13 protein-coding genes are annotated in these 18,009 nt (G+C 70.0%); 6 read left to right on the plus strand and 7 right to left on the minus strand.

What is annotated here, in order from left to right; translation table 11 throughout:
• The first annotated feature begins 26 nt into the window (after window positions 1–26).
• The 4 genes from ACYVLQ_RS24195 (at window position 27) to ACYVLQ_RS24210 (ending at window position 7,528) form a co-directional block, all read left to right on the plus strand.
• Window positions 27–1,982 carry a hypothetical protein gene (locus ACYVLQ_RS24195; RefSeq protein ID WP_460699811.1) on the plus strand — a complete coding sequence of 652 codons (1,956 nt, stop codon included), beginning with the start codon at window positions 27–29 and terminating at the stop codon, window positions 1,980–1,982.
• Between the two features lie 128 nt (window positions 1,983–2,110).
• The gene (locus tag ACYVLQ_RS24200; protein ID WP_460699812.1) at window positions 2,111–2,347 is read left to right on the plus strand and encodes a hypothetical protein; all 237 of its coding nucleotides are present in this window, start codon (window positions 2,111–2,113) and stop codon (window positions 2,345–2,347) included.
• A gap of 69 nt (window positions 2,348–2,416) precedes the next feature.
• On the plus strand, window positions 2,417–3,283 hold the full coding sequence (locus tag ACYVLQ_RS24205) for an alpha/beta fold hydrolase (RefSeq protein ID WP_460699813.1): 867 nt from the start codon (window positions 2,417–2,419) through the stop codon (window positions 3,281–3,283).
• 69 nt (window positions 3,284–3,352) lie between these two features.
• Complete coding sequence (locus tag ACYVLQ_RS24210; protein WP_460699814.1) at window positions 3,353–7,528, plus strand: nSTAND1 domain-containing NTPase; 4,176 nt, start codon at window positions 3,353–3,355, stop codon at window positions 7,526–7,528.
• 23 nt (window positions 7,529–7,551) lie between these two features.
• Here the strand turns inward: ACYVLQ_RS24210 and ACYVLQ_RS24215 are convergent, their stop codons facing one another.
• Window positions 7,552–8,142 carry an RNA polymerase sigma factor gene (locus ACYVLQ_RS24215; protein WP_460699949.1) on the minus strand — a complete coding sequence of 197 codons (591 nt, stop codon included), beginning with the start codon at window positions 8,140–8,142 and terminating at the stop codon, window positions 7,552–7,554.
• A gap of 211 nt (window positions 8,143–8,353) precedes the next feature.
• On the opposite strand from ACYVLQ_RS24215, the gene ACYVLQ_RS24220 reads away from it, so the two are divergent.
• On the plus strand, window positions 8,354–9,541 hold the full coding sequence (locus tag ACYVLQ_RS24220) for an LppU/SCO3897 family protein (protein WP_460699815.1): 1,188 nt from the start codon (window positions 8,354–8,356) through the stop codon (window positions 9,539–9,541).
• On the opposite strand, the gene ACYVLQ_RS24225 is transcribed toward ACYVLQ_RS24220, so the two are convergent.
• The 3 genes from ACYVLQ_RS24225 to ACYVLQ_RS24235 all read right to left on the minus strand — a co-directional run bounded on the left by ACYVLQ_RS24225 (window position 9,534) and on the right by ACYVLQ_RS24235 (window position 13,239).
• Window positions 9,534–12,068, minus strand: coding sequence for an ATP-binding protein (locus ACYVLQ_RS24225; RefSeq protein ID WP_460699816.1), 2,535 nt, complete (start codon window positions 12,066–12,068; stop codon window positions 9,534–9,536). The genes ACYVLQ_RS24220 and ACYVLQ_RS24225 overlap by 8 nt on opposite strands.
• A gap of 11 nt (window positions 12,069–12,079) precedes the next feature.
• Window positions 12,080–12,892 carry a hypothetical protein gene (locus tag ACYVLQ_RS24230; protein ID WP_460699817.1) on the minus strand — a complete coding sequence of 271 codons (813 nt, stop codon included), beginning with the start codon at window positions 12,890–12,892 and terminating at the stop codon, window positions 12,080–12,082.
• 221 nt (window positions 12,893–13,113) lie between these two features.
• Window positions 13,114–13,239, minus strand: a complete 126-nt coding sequence (locus ACYVLQ_RS24235) for a hypothetical protein (protein ID WP_460699818.1) — start codon at window positions 13,237–13,239, stop codon at window positions 13,114–13,116.
• Window positions 13,240–13,806: 567 nt separating this feature from the next.
• Here ACYVLQ_RS24235 and ACYVLQ_RS24240 point away from each other — a divergent pair.
• Window positions 13,807–16,287, plus strand: coding sequence for an ATP-binding protein (locus ACYVLQ_RS24240; RefSeq protein ID WP_460699819.1), 2,481 nt, complete (start codon window positions 13,807–13,809; stop codon window positions 16,285–16,287).
• A 4-nt stretch (window positions 16,288–16,291) separates the two neighbouring features.
• Here ACYVLQ_RS24240 and ACYVLQ_RS24245 read toward each other — a convergent pair whose 3' ends face one another.
• The 3 genes from ACYVLQ_RS24245 to ACYVLQ_RS24255 all read right to left on the minus strand — a co-directional run bounded on the left by ACYVLQ_RS24245 (window position 16,292) and on the right by ACYVLQ_RS24255 (window position 17,972).
• Entirely contained in the window at window positions 16,292–16,969 is a 678-nt protein-coding gene (locus ACYVLQ_RS24245; RefSeq protein ID WP_460699820.1) for an RNA polymerase sigma factor, read from the minus strand.
• Between the two features lie 87 nt (window positions 16,970–17,056).
• Window positions 17,057–17,467, minus strand: coding sequence for a hypothetical protein (locus ACYVLQ_RS24250; protein ID WP_460699821.1), 411 nt, complete (start codon window positions 17,465–17,467; stop codon window positions 17,057–17,059).
• Between the two features lie 40 nt (window positions 17,468–17,507).
• Window positions 17,508–17,972: a DUF4189 domain-containing protein gene (locus ACYVLQ_RS24255; protein WP_460699822.1), complete on the minus strand. Its 465-nt coding sequence runs from the start codon at window positions 17,970–17,972 to the stop codon at window positions 17,508–17,510.
• Window positions 17,973–18,009 lie beyond the last annotated feature (37 nt).

Raw genomic sequence — 18,009 nt, forward strand, 5'->3', positions numbered from 1 at the left:
AAGCCGGTTTCGAGGGGTGAGTGTCGATGGAAAAGCGCTTATCGATCGGCGGCGAGCTACACGAGTCCGTGACGGTGGCGTTGCGTACCGCGGGGTCCCGGGTCTCGCCGCGTCCTGTCGATACTCGCGATCTGCTTGTGGCGTTGATGCGGGCTGATGTGGCCGGGGCGTGGGATCGGGTATGGCTGCACTGCGGTGATCCCGATGGCATTGCCGGGAAGACTGTGCTGGACACGGCGAACGGAAGCTCCGCGAGCTGGGAGGGGGTGCGGCTGACCGACAGCTGCGCGACGGCGCTCGATATCGCCGGGCGGCTGGCGCACCGCTACGACCTGTGGCCACTGCCCGCCGGGGTATTGGCGCTGGCCCTGGTCGCGGATGAAAACTGCGCGGCCGCACGGGCTCTCGACGGCCTGGCGCGCGCCGAACTGCTGAGCCTGCTGCAATCCGACGTCCTGGGTCTGCCGCTGGGCGGTATCGAATCCGCGCTGCGGCAGTTCGCGGCCGGGGCGGGTGCACCGCGCCGGGCGGGCCCGCGGTCGACCCCCGCCCGGGCCCCCATTGTTCCCGCGCCGCAACGACTCTGGTATTGCGCGCACTGCGGTGGGACGCCCGCCGCTCCGGCGACCATCTACGGTCACCGCGGACTGCTGCTGTGGATGACCTTTCGGCGCGAGACCGGACCCTTCTGCCGCGAGTGCGGGCTCGCCACCTACCGGCGGATGACGCTGGAGAACGTGTGGCGGGGCTGGTGGAGTCCGCTCTCGGTGTTCATCAACGCCTTGACGATGCTGTTCAACCTGCTGACCTATCGGGACATCAGCAGGCTCCCGCCGCCGATCGCGGGCATGCCGGGTCGGCCGATGCGGCCGGGAAAGCCGCTGTCCCGCAGGCCCGCCGCGCTCGGATTCCTCATACCCGCGGCCCTGGTGGTGGTGGCGATCGGGCTGGTCGCCCACAGCGGAGTGCTCGGCAGGATAGGCGCGGAGCCTACTCCGATCGCCTCGGACGTCGCGCTGCAGGACAGCGGCGACCTCTCCGACGGCTGCGCCGAACAACGCACGTACTTCACGCGGGCCGATCCCTATGCGGGCGCCGGTCCGCACCCGGTCGTGGTATTCCGCACCGACGAGATGGGAAACGTGAACCCGGCCGACAGCTCGGGGTGGGACTTGAACCGCGCTCGGCAGTGGATGGGAGTCGACGCCGAGCGATACCAGCTGATCGTCTGCCTGGGGGTGGCGCGCGAGGGAGAACGGTTGGGGCAGTGCGTCTTCCAGAACCGTGACATCCCGCTGCACCGCGGACTCTACGACGCCAGCGTGTACGAGGCGCGCACCGGCGCCAAGGTGGGCAGCGTGTCGCTGCGCGGCTCCAGCCGGACCGACGGGTGCCCGTACCTGGTGCTGCTGCCCGCCGGATCCAACCTGCACACCGAGCCGGACCTCGCCGAAATCCAGCGGGCGCTGGGCGCTTACGTCGATAGGCCGATGCCCGGCCGGGCGGCGGCTCCGGCGACCGAAGACCTCAGCGGCCTGTGCCGCACCCTGGCCACTCGGATGCCGGACCGCGAACTGCTCGGACCCATGAACCCGATCACCCCGCCGACCGAAACGCCGGTCGAGCAGTCCTGCACCTGGTCCACCGGCGCCAGATTCGTCTCCGTCGCTGTGCGGACGCATGCCAGTTACAGCGGTGCCGGATTTCAGGCCGCCGACAACGCCCGCCGACGCTATGAGGCAGCGATCACGACGATGTCGGACCCGAAATACGGTGCGGTACCGGAGCATATGCCCGGCCTCGGCGAGCAGGCGGCCGTCGCACAGGCGAAGCTGTACAGCAACCCCGGCGCCACGGCGGCGGTGCTGGCCGGTGATGTGACCGTCGAGATCACCTGGACCGGCCGGGGACTGGCCTACGGCGAAGCCAAGGACCGGGCGACCACGGTGGCGCGCACCGCGCTCGGGCTCGCTGGGAAATAGCTCGGGCGCCCTGGCTCCGGGCGATACCGATGACGACTCGGTACGTAGGTAGCCATGCTGGCTACCGGTCGGCATACCCACCGGCCATCGACAGCAGTGCACATCGACAGCAGTGGAAATGGAGAACAATGCCTTCGACACAACGCATTTCGGTCCGTATCGCCGCGGCGGCCGCGGTAGCGACCACGGCGTTGCTGACCGCCGCCGGTGCGGCCGCCGCGGCGGCGCCCGACGGCCACGCCGAGCCGAGTGCTGTCTCGACGCGCAGCCCGCAGAATCTGCTGCATCAGTTCGTGACCGGACTGATCGGGACGAGCACCGGCAGCCAGTGCAGTTTCGATACGCGCCCTGACTGCGGCAAGTAACGAGTGACGATTCGCGACAGCACCGGGCACCACCGATGAGTTTGCGCCGCCGGGCACGTCAATACCGGCATGATCACCAACAAACTGGAAACCTCCGGCGCAACACTCACCTACGATGTCGACGGGCCGCTGCCGACCGCTGACGGGCGGCCGCCGCTGCTGATGATCGGCCTCCCGATGGAGGCGAACGGCTTCACCACGCTCGCCTCGCATTTCCCCGATCGCACGGTCGTCACCTACGACCCGCGCGGACTCGGTCGCAGCATCCGCACCGACGGCCGGGTCGACAACGTCCCGGCGGTCCACGCCGCCGACGTGCACGCCGTCATCCAGGCCCTCGACTGCGGCCCGGTCGAGATCTTCGCCAGCAGCGGCGGGGCCATCGTCGCGCTGGCGCTCGTGACCGCCCACCCCGACGATGTCGTCACGCTGGTGGCGCACGAACCGCCGCTGCTGTCCGCGCTCCCCGACGCCGCGGCGGCCGAGCGTGCGGCCGACGGGTATCGCGGCGCCTACGCGGCGAAGGGCTTCGGCGCGGGAATGGCGACCTTCATCGCGATGACATCCTGGCAGGGCGAGTTCACCGATGACTATTTCGCCGCGCCCGCCGCGGACCCCGCGATGTTCGGCCTGCCGACCGAGGACGACGGCGTGCGCGACCACCCGCTGCTGTCGGAGCGGTCCCGGCCCGTCCTCGCCTACCGGCCCGACATCGCCGCTCTCACCGCGGCGTCGACCCGGATCGTCCTGGGCTACGGCGAGGAATCGACAGATACGGTCACCCACCGCACCAGCGCCGCCATCGCCGACCGACTCGGTCGGCAGCTGGTTCTGTTCCCCAGCCACCACGGCGGCTTCTCCGGTCCCGAGTCCGGGTACCCGGGCCAGCCGGAGGCCTTCGCCCGGATCCTCCACGAAGTACTCGACGCGCGGTAGATCGGTTAATATCTGGCGACGTCGCGCGGCCGAACAGGGCAGCGGGCGGCGGTGGTGAGGAGTTCTCCGATGGGAGTGGCGGGGGAACCCGGCGGCCTGCAACCCGATTCGGCCTCGGTGCGAATTATCTCCGGTGCCGGGACCGTGGTCGGAGGCGGCTTCGTGATCGGACCCCATTCGATCGCGACCTGCGCCCATGTGGTCGCCGAGGCGCTCGACACGGACCCGGAAGATCCGCGGGCGCCGCGGCTGCCCGTCACGATCGACTTCCCGCTGCACGTCGGGGGCGGCAGGGCCGCGGCACGAGTGCGCCGCTGGGCGCCGATCTCGCCCGACGGCCGCGGCGATGTCGCGGTGCTCGACATCGTCGAGGGATCGCCCGGACCCCTTGCCGCCCCGCCGTTCTGGATGACGACCCAGCCGTGGGGGCGCGAGTTCCGGATGCTGGGATTTCCGGTCGAGATCGACCGCGGCGTGTGGGTCGCCGGTGAGTTCCGCGCACCACAGGGCGTCGGCTGGCTGCAGTTGCAGGCGGCCGCGGGCGGGCAGCCGATCACCCCGGGTTTCAGCGGGGCCCCGGTGTGGGATGTGAGTTCGGGCTCGGTGGTCGGCATGGCCGTCACCGCGGATGCGCGACGATACACCCGCACCGCGTTCATGATCCCCATCGACGAGGTGCTCGGGCTCGACCCCGCGGCGCTGCCGAACCCCTACCGCGGCCTGGAACGATTCGAGGAGAACGACGCACACCTGTTCTACGGCCGCGACAACGATATCGATCGACTGCTCGCCATGGTGGAGCGGCGGTCGTTCGTGGCGGTCGTCGGTCGGTCGGGGACCGGGAAGTCGTCGCTGGTGGGTGCGGGCGTACTGCCGCGAATGCGGCGCCGCGGCCTGGCCGTGGCGACGGTGCGACTCGTGGGCGGCGTACCGGTGGCGCGGCCCGGCGGCCGCGGGGACCCGCCGGAACTGTCGGCCTTCGTCGCGGAGCTGGCCCAGGCGGCGCCGCATCTCGACCCGGTCCACTGCGCGGCGCGGCTGGCCGAACGCCTCTCGGGCGCGGGCCTGCTGATCTTCCTCGACCAGTTCGAGGAACTGGTTGCGACGGATCCGGTCCGGGCGCGGGCCACGCTGCGCTGGATCCTCGCGCTCGTCGGGGCGGAGCCGCGAATTCGGGTGGTGTCCACGCTGCGCTGGGAGGCGATCGGCGACCTCGTCGACGACGAGCTGACGGGCCCGCTCGACGGCGCGACCGTCTCGCTGGCCCCGATGGGCCGCGAACAATTGCGCCAGGTGATCCGCGGCCCGGCAACGCATTCTCCCGGCGTCGTGGTGGACGACGATCTCGTCGAGCGGCTCGTCGACGATACGGCGCACGAACCGGGCGGGCTGCCACTGCTGGAGTCGATGCTCACGCAGCTGTGGGACCAGCGCCGGGGCGGGCGGCTGACGCTGGCCGACTACCACCGCTCCGGCGGGGTCGGCGCGGCGATCGCCGAGCGTGCCGAGCGCGCGCTCGCACAGTTCGCCGACCCGGTCTCGGCGGCCGCCGCGTGGCGGTTGCTGCTGATGCTCGCGGTGCCCGGCACCGCCGGCGCCGGTTTCGTCCGCTCGGCGGTGTCGCTGGCGGATGTCCCGGAGGCACGCGGCGTCGCGGGGTATCTCGCGGGCGATCGGCTGGTCGTGATCGGCCGCCGGCCGGACGGGACCGAACTGGTGGAACTGGCCCATCAGGCGCTGATCGACAATTGGCCGAGACTGCGCGATCGGCTGGAACACGATCGTGAATTCCGTTCGTGGCTGCACACTCTCGACCACGACCGGCGGAGTTGGGAAGCGGCGCAGCGCGATAACGGGACGCTCCTGCGCGGCGGCGCGCTGACGGCGGCGGAGGACTGGCTGGCCACCCGGGCGGCGGACATTCCGTATCCGCATCGCCGCTACATCGATGCGAGCCGGCGGGTGCGCCGCAGGGAGATTCGACGCTGGCGGGCCGTCGCCGCCGTTCTCACGGTGCTGGTGGTGCTCGCCGCGTCCACCGCCGTCGTCGCTTACCGGAGCAGTCAGCAGCGCGCGGCGCAACTGCGGCTGGCGGCGGGGATCAGCCTCGCCAAGGAATCGATCCGGCTGGCCGATACCCAGCCGATGACGGCTCTGCAGTTCGCGCAGGCCGCGCAGCGGCATGCCCCGGACGATCCGGAGGTGAACGCCGCCCTGCTGTTCCATCAGGCGGGGCTGGGTTCGATGGCCGACTTCACCGCGGGCATGCCGACCGGTGAAGGCAAAGGCGTTGCGAGCGATGATGGTTCGGTTATCGCCGCGGTCGGGGCGGACGGCCTCGCCGGGGTGGTGAGCGGGCTGCGGGAGCCGCGACCGGCGGTGTGGCGGATCCCGATGCCCGAACCCGCCGTCGGTCTGGATCTGTCTCCAGACGGCCGGAAGATCGCGCTGTTCACGAAGAACGGCGCGGTGTCGGTCTGGGACGTCCGCGACCGGAGCGGGCCGGTGACCGTCCGCGAGGGCGCCGTGCGGCAGGCGTCGGAGGGCGCGGTGACCGGAAGATTCTCCGAGGACGGCGGATTGCTGGCGCTCTCGTGGGATCCCGGCAGGAACGGTTTGAAACCGTCGCCCCCGGACATCGTAGAAATCTACGACACTTCGGGACCGAAACCGGCCCGTGTGGGCACCCTGCCCGCTGTTCCCTTCGATCAATATCCGGCGAGCTTCCGCGCCGACGGAACTCAGCTCTGGGTCACCGAATTCGACGGCACCCGGTTCCACAATGTGGTGCGCGATATCCGGACCGGAAACGTCGTCGCAGTCCTGCCGGACGGTACGGCGACCCGGAACGCCATCCTGCAGTGCCAGCCGTCACCGCCGGAGCAGTCGATGGCCGACCTGGCCGTCATCGATCCGGAATCCGGTGCGGAGCGGTTCCGATATCGGATGGGCCGCAAGGCTTGTGAAAGCCCGACGACGGATATGGCCGACCGGTACCTGTTCTCCGCCGACGGCCGCGAGAGCGACACCGCCCACAGCGGGCTGGTGTCGAGCCTGGCCACGGGCGCCACCTATCGAATCGGCCTGGCGCGCAATGTCGGTTACGGCGGGCTCATCGTCACCGAGACCGATCGTGGACCGGCCCTGGGCATGCTCACCGGCGGCGGTCTCGTTCGATACGCCCCGGCCGCCCCGGTGGTGGACACCAGACTGCTCGACGACGAACCGGCGGTCACCGCGTGGTCGAGCGATGCCGAGACCGTGGCCGCCTACAGCGTCGACACCGCCACGCGGGCGGGACGTTTGGAGGTCGTCCGGGTCGGCGCCGGGCAGCGCCGTATCGCGCGCCTCGAGCTGGGCCCGGCGCCGAACGGGGGCGGCTTCGGGGATCGCCCGATGCTGAAATTCACACCGGACGGGCGCTATCTCATCGCCATCGGCGGCCGCCCGGAACTGGTGGTCTACTCGGCCGCAACGCTGGCGGTAGTGCACCGGATGGCGTTGCCGACCCCGCCGGAGATCGTCGACCCGACCGGATGGCGCGGGGCGGCAACGTTTCTCGGCAACGACGAGGTGGCCGCCGTGTACGGCGGCATGCTGACGCGCTGGCGCGTCACGGACGGGCGGCAACTGGCCGATCCGTTGCCGCTGTGGCGTGACCTGGCGGAACTCGAGCGGTTGACCAACGACGGCGGAATCGCCGAACTGGGCGTTCCGGGCGAGGTCCTGATCGGTTCGCGCCATGGCCTCACGGTGTGGAATCTGAACGAGCGCAGGCGCGTCCGGACACTCGACCACGAGCAGGTCTCACAGATACGGGGAATGTTCTTCCACTCTTCTCGTCCCGTCGTCTATCTCGCACGCAAGGGCGCCACCGAGATGTGGAACGCCGAGACCGGAACGATCAGCCGACCGGCGCAGCCGATGCCGGACCCGATCGACATCATCAAGGTGACCGCAGGCGGTCTGTGGGTCTCGCGGGAGCCGGGATCTCCGGACGATATCGAGATCTGGGATCCCGCTCGCGGCCGGATCGCGACCTTGAAGCTGCCGAACCAGTCGTACGACGTCACCGTGCTGAAAGACTCCCTGTACGTGCTGTACGGCAACGGCACGCTGCGCATCGACCTCGACCAGGCGGGCATGTTCGACCGTCTCTGCGCGATCAACGACCGCGGCTACAGCGATGCCGAGCTCGCACAGTTGCCGATCGGCGCCGATTCGACGCCGCCCTGCCACGGGTGAGGCCGGCGATGCGAGACCACGGATCAGGCCGCGGCGAGCCGCGCCCGGACTCGCGCCAGCGCATCGTGCACATACCCCTTCACCGTGCCTGTGGTCACCCCCATGATCCGGGCGGTCTCGGCATAGGTATTGCCTTCGAATGCCCGCAGCACCACGGCTTCTCGTTCGCGCGGCGGCAGCGTGCCCAGGGCGGCGAGGACGGTGTGACGCAGGGCGATCATGTCGTCGATGTTCGGCTCCGTGCGGTCGGCGAGCGATGCGACCCGCTCGACCCCATAGGATTCGTGTTGCCTACGTGTATCGGCCGACCGCCGCCACGAGTCGCGCACCAGGTTCGCGACCGCCGCCCACAGGTAGGCGCGCAGCTTGTCCGCCTCGGTGATGTCCGGCTTGGTCCGGTACACCCGCAGGAGCGCGGTCTGCACGATGTCCTCGGCGTCGATCCGGCTGCCGACCTGCCGTGTCACCGACGCCAGCAGGGTGTCCCACGTTGACCCCACGACCGCGACCAGCAACTCGTCGAACGACGGAACGCCGGGTGTTGTCGGGCGCCCGCGAGCCGGAGCCCGCTGCGCCGGTCGATCACCGGCGTGCTCGAACGGCAAGTGGCACATCACGGCTCACACCTCTCTGCGGTCCCAGTGTCGTTCGCGCGACTCGACGATCTCAGGTTGGTTACCTAGGTAGCCGGTTTCGCATCAGCATGCGGTCCGCATCACCGCCATCGCGGCGGCGAAGGGCCCCAACCATTCGCGGTCGCCGAACGTCGACAGCTACGAGGCCGGGAACCGATACCGGCGGAACCGTCCCCGGGAGGCGACAGACATGAACCAGACATCGCGACCCGCGGGCCAGGTCGGTACGCCTTCGTCCCGGCAGTTGCCCGGCACCGTCCGGGCGGCGCGGGTGATCGTCTTCGTGATGGCCGCCATCGGCGGCGTCGGCACCGTCGTGCTGATCGCAATGGGGAACCCGCACGCGGCAGGCGGGAACGCCCGGGGATACGTGTTCTTCTGGGCCCTCGCGATCACCGCCCGCTACTTCACCCGGGGCCGGGGCGGGGTGCGCACCACCGCCACCGTATTCGCCGTTCTCGAGGGATTCGTCGCGTTCGGCTCCGTGGCCTTCAACAGCAGCAGCGGGAACGCCGACACCGAATCCGGCTACACCATCGTGCGAATGTCCCCGGGCCCCTTCGGCCTGATCGCGGTGATCGCGATCATCGTGCTGCTGTACAGCGGCTCGGCCCGGCAGTGGTTCAAGCGTCCCGCCGAGGCTTCCGGCGCGCCCGCCGAGCAGCCGAATTACCCTGTTGCCCAAGGGCAGTCGCAGCTCGAGCAGACGCGTCCCGCGGCGGCGCCGAGCGCCCCCGGGGCCGACGGCATCCAGTGCGCCGTCTGTGGCGCGAGTCCCGCGGCGCGGGTGGACTTCCGGGGACATCGGGGCATGGTGATCCTGATGCAGTTCCGCCGGACACCCGGCCCCTTCTGCCGCGACTGCGGGCTGGCCACCTACCGGGAAATGACCGCCGACAGCGCCCTGTTCGGCTGGTGGGGCATCCTGTCATTCGTCGTCAACCCGGCCACCATGCTGCTCAACCTGCCCGCCCGCGCGCAGGTAGCCGCCTTGGCGCCACCGGCGCCCGGCGGTGTGCGGCCCCCGCGAGACCCGGGCAAACCGCTGCTGCGGCGGCCCGCCGCGCTCGGCCTGCTGGTTCCCGTCGTGCTCGTCGTGAGCGTGGTGGCGGGAGTTGCCCTCGGCAAGACCGGGGGCTCCGGCGAGGTGTCGGCGGGCGACTGCGTCGGCACCCGGGACGGGAAGAGCATCGACTCGCCCCGAGTCGAACTCGTGACGATGGACTGCTCCGACCCGGCCGCCCAGGCGAAGGTGCTCGCGCGCCTCGAGGGCACCAACAACACCTTCCTGTGCCGGGAGTACCCGGACTACAACGATGCCTACGTCAACTCCGACGACACTCGGTACTACGTGCTGTGTTTGCGCGCGTTCAGCTGAAATCGCCCTCTTCCGGAACGAATTTCGCGATGTCGCCGCGCGCGGTGATCTGTAGCTTCTGCAGGATCGCGGCCACCTGGGTGTCGACGGTGCGGCGCGACTTACCGCGCCGCGCGGCGATCGCCGAGTTCGTCCATCCGGCCGCCGCCAGCACCGCGACATCCTGCTCCGCCGCGGTCAGGGTGGCCCATCGAGAGCGCGCGCCATCCGAGCCGTCGGCCGGGGCCGCGCGCTTGCGCGCGTGCCACGTGCCCATGGCGAGGCGCTGCACCTCGTTGAACTCCGGCCGCAGGCGCGCCCCGCGCGCTTCGGTGGCGGCGAACATGTCTGGGCCCAGCGCGTTCTCGGCGGCCCGCACGTATTCCTCGACCAGGTCCGCGAACGGCCCGAGCTGGCGGATGTCGACGCCCAGCCGGGCGCGCAGTCGCCGCGTGCCGCCCGCCAGCAGCGCGATCTCGGTGGCTATCTCCGCGGTCGTGCGCAGGTCGGCCGACCGGCACCCGGGATCGGTGATGATCCGCGCCAGCGTCCACGCGCGAAACTCCACCGCCCACAGGGCCGCCCACCGTTCGCGAGCCGGTACGAGTTCGGCCAGCACCGTGCGCTGCACGGCGAGGGCGGCGCCGGGATCGCCCAGCCTCGTCAGCGCGATCGACCAGGTCAGCTGAGCCCACGACCTGGTCCAGGACACGCCCGCCGCGGTGGTCCGCTCCAGGTACCGCCGGGCCAGCTCCCGGGCCTGCTCCACGGTTCCCAGCAGTGCGGCGGCGAGCGCCGTGAGCTGCTGGCTCGGAATCGCCCCCGAGGTGTCGCCTACGCGGTCGTACCCGCGCTGTGCGCGTTGCAGCACCGCGACAGCCACCGGATCCTTCCTCACCACGAAAAGTTCTGCGCCCCAGGCGAAATCCACGACCGGGGGCAGACCGAGGTCTCGGTCCGGCGTCGCGCGCCACGCGCCCGTCGCATCGGGCCCACAGGTTCGGAAACATTCGTCGAGCAGTCGCTCGGCATCGCCGATTTCGCCCTGGCACAACATGATCCACACCAGTAGAGCCATCGCCGTCACCCGCAGGTCGTTCGGCGCCGGGGACAACTCGCGGGTGGCGTCGAGCGCGCGCTCGGTCCGCCGTCGCATATCCCGGAACGAACCCTTGACGAAGGCGAGCCGCAGCACCAGCAGTGCCACACAGATCTCCAGGCCGCGCAGCGCGTCACCGCCGGGGGCGAGGCTGCGGTCGATCGCGAGGACGATGTTGTGCCAGGCGGCCATCGCCCAGTCGATCGGGCTTTCCTCCGCCGGGCCGAAATAGTTCTTCGCCGCCTGTCGGATTCGGTCGCGGTAGTAGTCGCGATGACGCTCGGCGAGTTCCGCGGACGCGTCGCCCCCCTCGCTCGGGCGTCGGCTCAGCTGCTGCTGGGCGTACACGCGAAGATTTTCCGACAGCGAGTAGTAGACTGCGGTGGCGGTGATGTGGCGCGACACCAGCGACTGGTCTGCCAGCCGCTCGAGCAGATCTTCGACCTCCGCGCCGGTAATGCGCGTCGCGGTGGCGGCGCGGTCGTCTCCGGGATCGGCGCAGACGCGCCGAATCGCGTCCATATCGGCTCCGACCGGCAGCAGCGGCGCATCCGGGGCATCCGAATCGGTGTCATAGCCCCCAGCGAATACGGACAGCCGGTCGAACAGCAGCTGTTCTTTCTCGGTGCACAGGTCATAGGACCAGCCGATGACGTCGTTGATGCTGCGGTGCCGCTCCTCGCTGCCGAATACCGGTCCTGGGGACCAATCCAGGCGCCGGTCGCTGCCGCGGTCGCCGCCGATCTGCTGCAGCACCATTCGCAGCGGCTGGCGCGCGAGCCGCCCGGCGGCCAGGCGGATGAACAGCGGGTGATAGTCCATCTGCCGACAGATCTGTGTGGCCACCGCCGTGTCGTCCGCACCGGAGATCGGCCGACCGGCGAGCTCGGCTCGGTCCCGGAACAATTGCAGCGCTCGATGCGGCGGCAGCGGCGGTACCGCGAACTGCTGCTCGTCCACCCAGCCGATCGCCTCGCGACTGGTCGCGACGATGCACAGCCCCGGTATCGCCTCCAGCATTCGAGCGACCATCGTGCCGATACCGGCCAGTACGTGCTCGCAGTTGTCCAGCACCAGCACGACCCGCACGGACCGGCCGCGGGCGTCGGTCTTGGTCAAGGTGGCGGACAACGCCTCCCAGGTCGAACGGCCCGAATAGTCCGTCACCGCAACGGATCGAGCGATCTCCTCCTCGATCGCCGCCGCATCGCTGTCGGGGGGCAGCCGGGACAGCCGCACGCAATGGATCGGTGTGCGACGCGCCTTCGCCAACCGCTGCGCCGCTTTCGCGGCCAGCCGGGTCTTCCCGATGCCGCCGGGGCCGATCAAGGTGATCAGCCGCGTCCCCCGCAGCAGCAGGGTGACGATCGCGTCCAGCTCCTGCTCGCGCCCGACGAAATCATCGGACGGCGCCCGACCGGCGCGGTGCTCGAGATTACCTGGCGACATGTTTCTCCGACTCACCGGCGGCGATCCGCCTGCAGTCTCTCGATTGCCTTCGTGATGGCCGCCGCTCGGCCGGCATCCGGCAATTTCCGCTGCTCGAAGGCGATCAGCCGCTCGGCCGTGGCGTGGCTGCCCATCACCATGCCGAGCAGGGTCTTGAACTCACCGGCCGGGGTCGGGGTCGGCGGCGGTACCGGCGCGCCGGTACCCGCGACCGTGTGCGGCGTGTACGGCACGCCCTCGGCGGCAGTCGCTCTGCGATACCACAATTCGGCCTCGTCGCGGTTCCCGTCCTGGTTGAGCAGGGCCGCCAGGCTGGCCATCGCGTCCGGGTGGCCGGCGACCGCGGCTCTGCGAAACCAGAGTTCGGCTTCGGCGAGGTCGCCGCCGTTGCGGTACCGGCGTCGCCATCGCTCGAGGCGGCTCTGTCGGGCGACCTGATCCTGCAGCAGTCGGGCCAGGTTGTTCATCGCGACCGGATCGCCGCCAGTGGCGGCCCGGAGCAGTTCCCGCTGCCGCGGATCCTGGTCGACCGGATTCGTCGGCGTGGCGGCGGCCGACTTCGGGGCGCCGGACGAGCGGGCGTATCTGACCCCTACCAGCACAGCGGAACTGACGATGATCACCCCGGCCGCGCTCAGCAGCAGCTGGGTGCCGGTCTCGTGGCTGCCGCGCTGTTCCGCCAGCGCTTGCTCGTACGACTTCCCGCCCGCCGACTCGCCGTTGCGGTAGTAGCGGCACGTGGTCCCGGGCGTCATCGGTTTCTCGTCACACGTGGGGGCGGCCTGGGGGTCCCGCATGAGCATCGCGGCCGCGGGAACGAGCATGACCACGCCGACGATGAGGGCAAGCCATGCGCCGAGCCATAGCAAGAAAGTTGCAAGCTGGCCGAGCGCTTTCACTTCGTTCCCCATTCGGACTGCCGGTTTGTCCCGAAGGTCAACCTATGTGTCCGAGTCGTGCCTGGCAAAGGTCTTGTCACTTCTTTACAGACGGTTCGCGGGTGGAGAGGGTTGGGGTCGGCCGCCGAAATGCGCGTCGCAAGGGGTCAGGGCAGCACCTGGGGATTGGTCGCGTCGGCGGTGCCCGCTCCGGCAGATGCCATCGCCATCGCGACCGGCACGGCGCCCACGAGCAGTCTGCGACTCGAATCCAGCACGGTCCGAGCGTTCATTGTGATGACCTTCATCCGCATCGTATTCCCCGAGAACGGAATCTCCCGGAGAACCCGAAATATCCCGCCGAACTTCGGCGGGCGCAATGCTTGCATATCACATCCGCTTTGAACCCCCATTCTTGGGAACAGTAGAGGGTATTCGCAGGCCGGCATTCGAGGTCTATTCGATGCCATATCGACGGCGATACCCTTTTTCGGTAGTCGGCTTTGTCGGGTGCGTTCCTCTTTTGTGTTCGAATCACGTACTCACAGGTCAAAAAGAGCCGGGCGCCAGTTATACCGCCCATAGGTAGGTGAGTCATCGGTATGTCCTAGGTATTCCGGCAGAAATTGGGTGTCGAGTGCCGCGGTCGCCCAAGCCCCAACCTTTTCGGACCGCCCACGGTCGTAGCAGATGACCTAGGACGGATGCGGCATGCGAGGAGAGTCATGATTCCGATGCTTTGGAACCGGCAATCATCGCAGGGTCTTGCGCCGCGACCCGTTCGCGAGGTCGCGGCGGCGGATATCACACCATTCGATCGACCTCCCGGCCCGGAATTGCGCGTTCCCGATCCGCCCGTCGTGACCGTGGGATTCGTCGGCCGCGATGCCGAACTCGACGGCCTGCTGGCCGCGTTGACGACACCGGCGCGGCTGGTCACGCTGACCGGGACCGGGGGGATCGGCAAGACGCAACTGGCCGCGGAGGCGGTTCGCCGATATCGCAGGGCCACCGGCGTTCCCGTGCGCTGGATTCGGCTCGCGCATATGGCGAAGGACTCGGGCCGCGCCGCCATCGAGGAGGAGATCGCGCGTTCCGTGGTGGGGTCGGATGCGGTGGACGGCCGGGCCGGGCCGGTGATCGTCGACGCACTCGCCGCCGCGGCAGCGGCGGCCCGCCGATCGCAGGTGCTGCTGGTCCTCGACAATTGCGAACACGTCCGCGGCGGCGTCGCCGCGATGCTGCCCGGCCTGTTGGACACCGTGCCGGGAATGATCGTGCTGGCAACCAGTCGCGAGTCGCTCGGGCTCGACGAGGAGCAGACGATCGCCGTCCCGCCGCTGCCGCGGCACGATGCGCTGGACCTGTTTCGGCGTCGCGCCGAACTCGTCGGCCGCTCCCTCACCGACGATCAGCTCGAGACGGCGAGCGCCATTTGCGGTCACCTGCACGACAATCCGCTCTACATCCGGCTGGCGGCGGCCTACCTCCAGCGCCGGCCGCTGCAGGTCCTGCTGCACGGGTTGAACGGGGAAGTCGATCAACGGCTGCGGTGGCCGCGGATGCCCCGTATCGGGGTCGAGGACCGGCATCGCGGGATCGGCGAGGCGATCGCGTGGTCGTACGACCTGTGCGGCGCCGAGGAGCGCCTGCTGTTCGAACGCATGTCGGTATTCGCACCGGGGTCCGTCGCACCCGGCGCCGACGGCGGCAGCGAACTGGCCGCGATCGAGGCCGTCTGCGCCGACGACGCGCTCCCCGGCGGCGGGCGCGGTACTGCCGCGACACGGTTGCACCGCAGCCGGATCGACGATCTGCTGCAGCGGCTGGTGCGCCGATCGATGGTATCGGTGCACCTCACACCGGCGGGTCCGCGTTATTCGCTGTTGGAGAGCCTTCGGGTGTTCGCACGGGAGCGGCTGCGCGAACGGACGGCGGTCGCCGCGGGCGATCCGGCGCGTCGGCATCTGGAGTACTACCGCAACAGGGTCGTCGATGCCGCGGCACACTGGTTCGGCCCGCGCGAGGACGAACTGCTGAACTGGGTGCGGTCGGCGTGGCCGAACCTGCGGACGGCGATTCGGTTCGGCCTCGACAGACCCGCCGACGCGGTTCTCGGCCTCGAGATATGCGTCGGCCTGCAGGAACTTCCGGCATCGGCCACCCTGTCGCTACCGGAAATGCGGCAGTGGACCGTGCGCGCCCTGGCCTCCGCCGAACCACCGGCGGGGCTGCGGGTGCGCGCGACGGCCGCGCTGGCGTGGATCGCGCTGCGGCAGGGTTCGGCCGACGATGCCGCGGGGTGGCTGCAAGAGTGCGCTGCCGCGGGTGAATTCCGCCGATCACCCGCCGCCGAGTTCGCGTCCGGATGTGAGCTGTGGCTGGTTCGCCGGGACAGGGCGGCGATCGACGTCTTGGCCCGCGCCCGAGAGGAGTTCGAGCGCGACGGTGCGCCGGGCATGGCGGCCAGGTGCGCGGTGTCGGGGGCCGCGGCGTCGGCGCTGCTGCACGGGCCCGAGCAGGCCGATCGCTTCCTCGGTCCGCTTCGTGCCCGCGCCGGTGCGGCGGCGTCCCGATGGACGATGGCGTGGGGCGATCTCATCGAGGCCGTGGTGCTGATACACCGCGGGGAGGCCTCGCGCGCAACCGATCTCATCACCCGTGCGGCGTCGCACCTGATATCGGTCGGCGACTACTGGGGCATCGCGTGGGCGGCGTCGCTTCGCATCTGGGCGCTCGCCCTGAGCATCGCGGGCGCCGGGGGCCCCGGGGCGCTGCGCACCGGCGCCGCCGCCGAGATCGCTCGCCTGGCCGGTGTCATGGATGCGGTTCGTGCCGGTCTCGGGATCGACCTCGGAGCCTGCGCGGACTTCGCCGAACGCACCGCCGCCGCGGTCGCGGTCGCCCGAGATCTGCTCGGGCCCGAGGCATTCACCGCCGCCCACGGCCGCGGCGCGCGACTGCGGCTGAAGCGGGACGGACTGGAGCGGGTGCTGTCGGGGACCTTCGGATTCGATCGTGAGCGGCAGCCGGACCATCTCGACGGCGCGGCGGATTCGCGATGGAACGAGCTGTCGAAGTCCGAGCAGCACGTGGCTCTGTTGGCCGCCGCCGGATGGACGAATACCGCGATCGCCGCCCGCCGGGGTACATCGGTCCGCACGGTGCACGCGCAGATGGCCGCGGCGTTGCACAAATTGATGATCACCTCGCGCCGCGACATCGCCGGTTTCGTCCCGGCGTCACGGAGATACGAGATTCTGCAGGAAGCCGCGCGCCGGGCCCGAAGCGACCCCGGCTCCGCCGTCGCGCGGGGTATGCGCTGCAGTCAGGGGAGCTGAGCTGTCACGCGATCAGATCGAGCTGCGCCCGCACCCGCTGCAGGGCGTCGTGCACGTACCCTTTCGCCGTCCCCGTGGCGACGCCCATGATGCGGGCGGTCTCCGCGTAGGTGTTGCCTTCGTAGGCTCGGAGCACGACCGCCTCTCGCTCGCGTGGCGGCAGCGTGTCCAGCGCGCCGATCAACGCCTGGCGCAGGACCACGATGTCGTCCATGTTCAGGCCGGCGCGGTCGGCGAGCAGCGCGATCCGCTCGTCGCCGTCAGAGTCGAACCGTTCGCGATCGGTGGCCGCCCGCCGCCAGGCATCGCGCACGAGGTTCTTGGCGACCGTCCACAGATAGGCGCGCAACTGGTCGGCGGTGGCGATGTCGGGCCTGGCGGCATACACCCGCATCAACGCGGTCTGCACGATGTCCTCGGCATCGGTACGGCTGCCGACCTGCCGGGTGGCCCAGGCGAGCAGCATGTCGCTGGCCGAATCGAAGGCCTCGAGCAACAACTCGTCGAACTGGTCCGCCTGCTCGGGCCGGGCGCTGCCGCGACCGATCCGGATGAGGGCCGGGCCCGGGATCGGCTGGGCGAGCCAGGACAGCGGATCCTTGGCGCAGTCCGCGAGCACGGCTCCCAGTAGTGCCGTCAGTGCGGTCTCGGCGGGTAGGCCGGATTCGGGGAGGCTGTTCATTCGATCTCGCCATGCTGTTCGCGGCCGCCGGGTGACGGACCTGTCGGTACCCGAACACCATACCGATGGTTCGCGCCGCCGCGTGGTTCATCTCATGTCGCAATAGCCTTCCGGCGGTACGCCCGCGGCGATCCAGATGTTCATCAGGTACAGCAGCACGCCCGCGCCCACGAGGGTGATAGCGAGGGGAACACGGCCGGTGAGCCGGGGCCGGTGCGGATTACGAAGCAACAAGGCGTTGGCGACGACCGCCATGATTCCGGTCGCGGCACCCACGAGGGGCATGACCACCAGGGCGGCGGCGAAGCGGGCCATGATGGCGAAGCTCCCGCCAGCCTCCGGGTCCACCGCACACCGGTCCCAGGCCGCCAGGTTGGATTCGAAAGTCGCTGTCGCTGCGACGATTCCGGCGAGGAAATACAACACGATCCACCATTTCGACCACCGTCGCGGGGTACGGGGCTCGGGGATGGTGGACCATTCACCGATCCTGGTCACGGGGCCGCCGCCGTCTCGATCACTGTGCAGTCCGATCAGGTCAGGGTTTGGGCAGCGTGCGGCCGCCCGGCGCGGAGGGGCCGCCCGTCCGGGTGCAGTCACTCAGCACGATGTGCGCGGCGCTCGGCGAGGCCGAGCCCAGGCTCGGGAACTTGGGTGCGCGCAGGCCGAGCCCGTTGATGGCGCTCTGTTCGGCGTCTTCCCGGTTCACGCCCCACGCCCAGGCGATGCTGTCGTCGGGGGCCTGGGCCACCGCGCCGCAGCCGTTGACGAAGTACACGTAGGCGGAGCAGTCCCGGCCGCCGCCGCAGCGCTCGTCGGCTGCCCGGCCCGCCTCGGCGGGGGTCGGGTAGTTCACGGCCGAGGCCACCTTGCCGGTGCGAAACGAAATGGCGATCGCGCCGTGCATATCCGCGCTCGCGTGTGCCGTACCCGCTCCCGCTCCGACGAGTGCGGCGGCTGTCAGCAGCGCGAATGTGCCGAATGTCGTGCGCGACAAAGACATGTGATTGCCCTCTCGGGTGAGTTCGTGTGGTCGACGA

The sequence above is a fragment of the Nocardia thraciensis genome, assembly GCF_054782435.1.

Coding starts and splice junctions, on each gene's coding strand:
- ACYVLQ_RS24195 (WP_460699811.1), top strand. CDS start 27: ATGGAAAAGCGCTTATCGATCGGCGGCGAGCTACACGAGTCCGTGACG.
- ACYVLQ_RS24200 (WP_460699812.1), top strand. CDS start 2,111: ATGCCTTCGACACAACGCATTTCGGTCCGTATCGCCGCGGCGGCCGCG.
- ACYVLQ_RS24205 (WP_460699813.1), top strand. CDS start 2,417: ATGATCACCAACAAACTGGAAACCTCCGGCGCAACACTCACCTACGAT.
- ACYVLQ_RS24210 (WP_460699814.1), top strand. CDS start 3,353: ATGGGAGTGGCGGGGGAACCCGGCGGCCTGCAACCCGATTCGGCCTCG.
- ACYVLQ_RS24215 (WP_460699949.1), bottom strand. CDS start 8,142: ATGTGCCACTTGCCGTTCGAGCACGCCGGTGATCGACCGGCGCAGCGG.
- ACYVLQ_RS24220 (WP_460699815.1), top strand. CDS start 8,354: ATGAACCAGACATCGCGACCCGCGGGCCAGGTCGGTACGCCTTCGTCC.
- ACYVLQ_RS24225 (WP_460699816.1), bottom strand. CDS start 12,068: ATGTCGCCAGGTAATCTCGAGCACCGCGCCGGTCGGGCGCCGTCCGAT.
- ACYVLQ_RS24230 (WP_460699817.1), bottom strand. CDS start 12,892: ATGCTCGTTCCCGCGGCCGCGATGCTCATGCGGGACCCCCAGGCCGCC.
- ACYVLQ_RS24235 (WP_460699818.1), bottom strand. CDS start 13,239: ATGAACGCTCGGACCGTGCTGGATTCGAGTCGCAGACTGCTCGTGGGC.
- ACYVLQ_RS24245 (WP_460699820.1), bottom strand. CDS start 16,969: ATGAACAGCCTCCCCGAATCCGGCCTACCCGCCGAGACCGCACTGACG.
- ACYVLQ_RS24255 (WP_460699822.1), bottom strand. CDS start 17,972: ATGTCTTTGTCGCGCACGACATTCGGCACATTCGCGCTGCTGACAGCC.